Below are 3181 nucleotides of genomic sequence, written 5' to 3' on the forward strand. Positions count from 1 at the left end.
CCCGGTCGTCGCCGAGCACCTCGCGGGCGGCGGCCACCCGGGCCACCACCCCGTCGAGCTCGGCGACCGAGGCGACCGGGCTCATCTTCCCGGAGGCGTTCATCTTGACCGTGGTCAGGGCCACCTCCACCACCCGTACGCCCTCGGCGAGCAGGGCGGTGCCGGTGGCGATGGCGGCGGCGGTGTCGGTGCCGCGGATGACCGCCAGCAGGCGGGCGGCGGCGAGTTCGGCGGTGAGGTCGAAGGTCATGGTCACCATTCCGCGTAGGAGCCGTCCCGGTGCCGCCACATCGGGCTGCGCCAGGCGTGGCCGCGCTTGTCGGCGGCGCGTACCGCCTGCTCGTCGATCTCGATGCCCAGGCCGGGCGCGGTGAGCCGCTCGACGTACCCGTCCACGAAGGTGAGCGGGGTCTTGTCGAGGCAGTAGTCGAGCACCTCGGCGCCGAGGTTGTAGTGGATGCCGATGCTCTGCTCCTGGATCAGGTAGTTCGGCGTGGCGAAGCCGACCTGCAGGCAGGCCGCCAGGGCGATCGGCCCGAGCGGGCAGTGCGGGGCGAGCTGCACGTCGTACACCTCGGCCAGCGCGGCGATCTTGCGTACCTCGGTGATGCCGCCGGCGTGCGAGAGGTCTGGCTGGGCGACCGCGATGCCGGCCTGGAGGACGGGCAGGAACTCCTGCCGGCTGTAGAGCCGCTCCCCCGTCGAGACCGGGGTGGTGGTCGACCGGACGAAGTCGCCGATGAGGTGCGAGTTCTCCGGTACGACCGGCTCCTCCAGGAAGAACGGCCGGAACGGCTCCAGCAGCGGCGCGACGCGCTTGGCGGTGGCGAGGGTGAACCGGCCGTGGAAGTCGACCGCCACGTCCCGGTCGTCGCCGAGCACCTCGCGGGCGGCGGCCACCCGGGCCACCACCCCGTCGAGCTCGGCGACCGAGGCGACCGGGCTCATCTTCCCGGAGGCGTTCATCTTGACCGCGGTCAGCCCGGCCTCGACCTGGGCGGCGATGTGGTCGCGGACCTCGTTCGGCTCGTCGCCGCCGACCCAGCCGTAGACCCGGATCCGGTCCCGGACCGGGCCGCCGAGCAGCTGGTGCACGGGGGCCCCGAAGTGCTTGCCGGCGACGTCCCAGAGCGCCTGGTCGAGCCCGGAGACGGCGCTGGCCAGGATGGGCCCACCCCGGTAGAAGGAGCCCTTGGTCATCACCTGCCAGTGGTCCTCGATCCGCAGCGCGTCCTGGCCGATCAGCAGCTCGGCGAGCTGCTCGACGGCGGTCCGGACGGTCTCCGAGCGCCCCTCGCAGGTGGCCTCGCCCCAGCCGACGATGCCGGAGGCGGTCTCGACGCGGACGAAGAGCCAGCGGGGTGCGACGAGGAAGGTCTCGATCCGCTCGATGGTCGTCATGATCTGCTCAGCCCTTCGTCGCGCCGGCGGTGAGTCCGGAGACCACGTACTTCTGCACGAACAGAGCGATCAGCATGATCGGCAGGGTGACCACGGTGGCCGCCGCCATCAGGCCGCCCCAGTCGATGCTGGCGTAGCCGACGAAGTCGAAGATCGCCACCGGCAGCGTCTTGGTGTTCGCGCCGGAGAGCACCAGGGCGAACATGAAGTTGTTCCAGGAGAAGATGAAGGACAGGATGCCCGCGGTCGCGATGCCCGGCACGGACAGCGGCAGGGTGATCCGGCGGAACGCGCCGATGTGGGTCAGCCCGTCGACCAGCGCCGCCTCTTCCAGCTCCTCCGGCAGGCCGTCGAAGAAGCCCATCATGATGTAGACGATCAGCGGCAGCGACACGAACATGTGGCTGAGGATCAGCACCCCGAAGCCGCCGACCATCTTCAGGTTCGAGAAGACGTAGTACCAGGGCACCAGCAGCGAGACGCCGGGGATGACCCGGGCCATCAGCACCACCAGCGCCGACTTCCTCATGTTGAACCGGCTCATCGAGTAGGCCGCCGGTACACCGAGGATCAGCGACAGCACGGTGGCGGCGAACGCCACCCAGAGGCTGTTGCCGATGAACTGCACGTAGTGCGCCTGCTTGAGGACGTTCGCGTAGTTCTCCACGGTGGGCGAGAAGACCAGGGCCTTGCCCGTGTCGTAGATGTCGACGTTGGTCTTGAACGACGCGGCGATCATCCAGAGCAGCGGCGCGATCAGCGACAGCACCACCACGACGAGCGCGACCACCCGGAACACTTTGTACGGGGTACGAGGCTTCATCGCTTGGCCTCCTTGCGCCGGGCGGTCAGGGCCCACATCGACCCGATGATGATCAGGAAGAACAGGATGAGCACGGTGGAGGAGACGCCGTACTCGTTGTAGTCGAAGCTGAGGCCGTAGGCATACACGTTGAGGGTCTCCACCTCGTGGAAGGAACCGCCGCCGCGCCCCTTGGTGGCGTAGAGGATGTCGAAGGTCTTCAGCGCGTCGATGCCGCGGAGCAGGATCGCCACGATCACGGTCGGCATCAGCAGTGGCAGGGTGACGTGCCGGAAGCGCTGCCAGGTGCTGGCGCCGTCGATCATGGCGGCCTCCTGCGGCTCGTCGGAGAGCGAGGTGAGGCCGGCGAGCAGGATCAGCACCACCATCGGCGTCCACTGCCAGACGTCGATGAAGATGGTGGTGGGCAGCGCGGAGTGCTGGCCGGCGAGCCACGGCTGGGGTCCGATGCCGATCCAGCCGAGCATCTGGTTGGCCAGGCCGATGTTCGGGTCGAAGATGAGCCGCCACATCATGCCGACCGCGACCGGGGTGGCGACCAGCGGCATCAGGATCGCCACCCGGACCCACTTCTCGCCCCGGAACGGGCGCCACAGCAGCAGCGCGATCGCCATCCCGAGGACGACCTCGAAGAGGAGCGCGACGAGGGTGAAGGTGGCGGTCCGCCCGACGGCCGGCCAGAACCGGTCGGTGTCGGTCAGCACGTCGATGTAGTTGCGGAAGCCGACGAACTCGCTCTCGGCGCGGACGGAGCCCTCGGCGTCGGTGAGGCTGAGGTAGCCGGTCCAGGCCAGCGGAAAGACGATCAGCACCGCGACGAAGACCATCGCCGGCGTCGCGAAGAGCCACTTGCGGTGGTCGTTGGCCCAGCGCGCCCAGCCGGGCGTGTCGGGCATCGCCGAGGCGCCGCCGGGCGCTCGGGTGGGAGTGGTCACTGTTGCCATGGGATCTCCGGGG

General features: G+C 69.3%; 3 protein-coding genes and 1 pseudogene. All 4 read right to left on the reverse strand.

The genetic code is table 11. The annotated features are described in order from the left end of the window. A pseudogene (locus DKL51_RS35315) lies at nucleotides 1-250 on the reverse strand (hypothetical protein); the annotation flags it as partial. A 2-nt stretch (nucleotides 251-252) separates the two neighbouring features. Then, nucleotides 253-1401: a galactonate dehydratase gene (dgoD, locus tag DKL51_RS28835; protein ID WP_124812777.1), complete on the reverse strand. Its 1149-nt coding sequence runs from the start codon at nucleotides 1399-1401 to the stop codon at nucleotides 253-255. A 7-nt stretch (nucleotides 1402-1408) separates the two neighbouring features. Continuing rightward, nucleotides 1409-2224, reverse strand: coding sequence for a carbohydrate ABC transporter permease (locus DKL51_RS28840; protein ID WP_109944224.1), 816 nt, complete (start codon nucleotides 2222-2224; stop codon nucleotides 1409-1411). Then, the coding region (locus DKL51_RS28845) for a carbohydrate ABC transporter permease (RefSeq protein ID WP_260428702.1) at nucleotides 2221-3181 on the reverse strand (961 nt) is incomplete at its 5' end. The genes DKL51_RS28840 and DKL51_RS28845, both read right to left, overlap by 4 nt.

The organism is Micromonospora globispora, assembly GCF_003857015.1.
Taxonomy (GTDB): Bacteria; Actinomycetota; Actinomycetes; order Mycobacteriales; family Micromonosporaceae; genus Micromonospora; species Micromonospora globispora.

Excerpts from the sequence above, each read along its gene's own strand:
- DKL51_RS28840 (WP_109944224.1), bottom strand. The coding sequence starts at position 2,224 with ATGAAGCCTCGTACCCCGTACAAAGTGTTCCGGGTGGTCGCGCTCGTC.
- dgoD (WP_124812777.1), bottom strand. The coding sequence starts at position 1,401 with ATGACGACCATCGAGCGGATCGAGACCTTCCTCGTCGCACCCCGCTGG.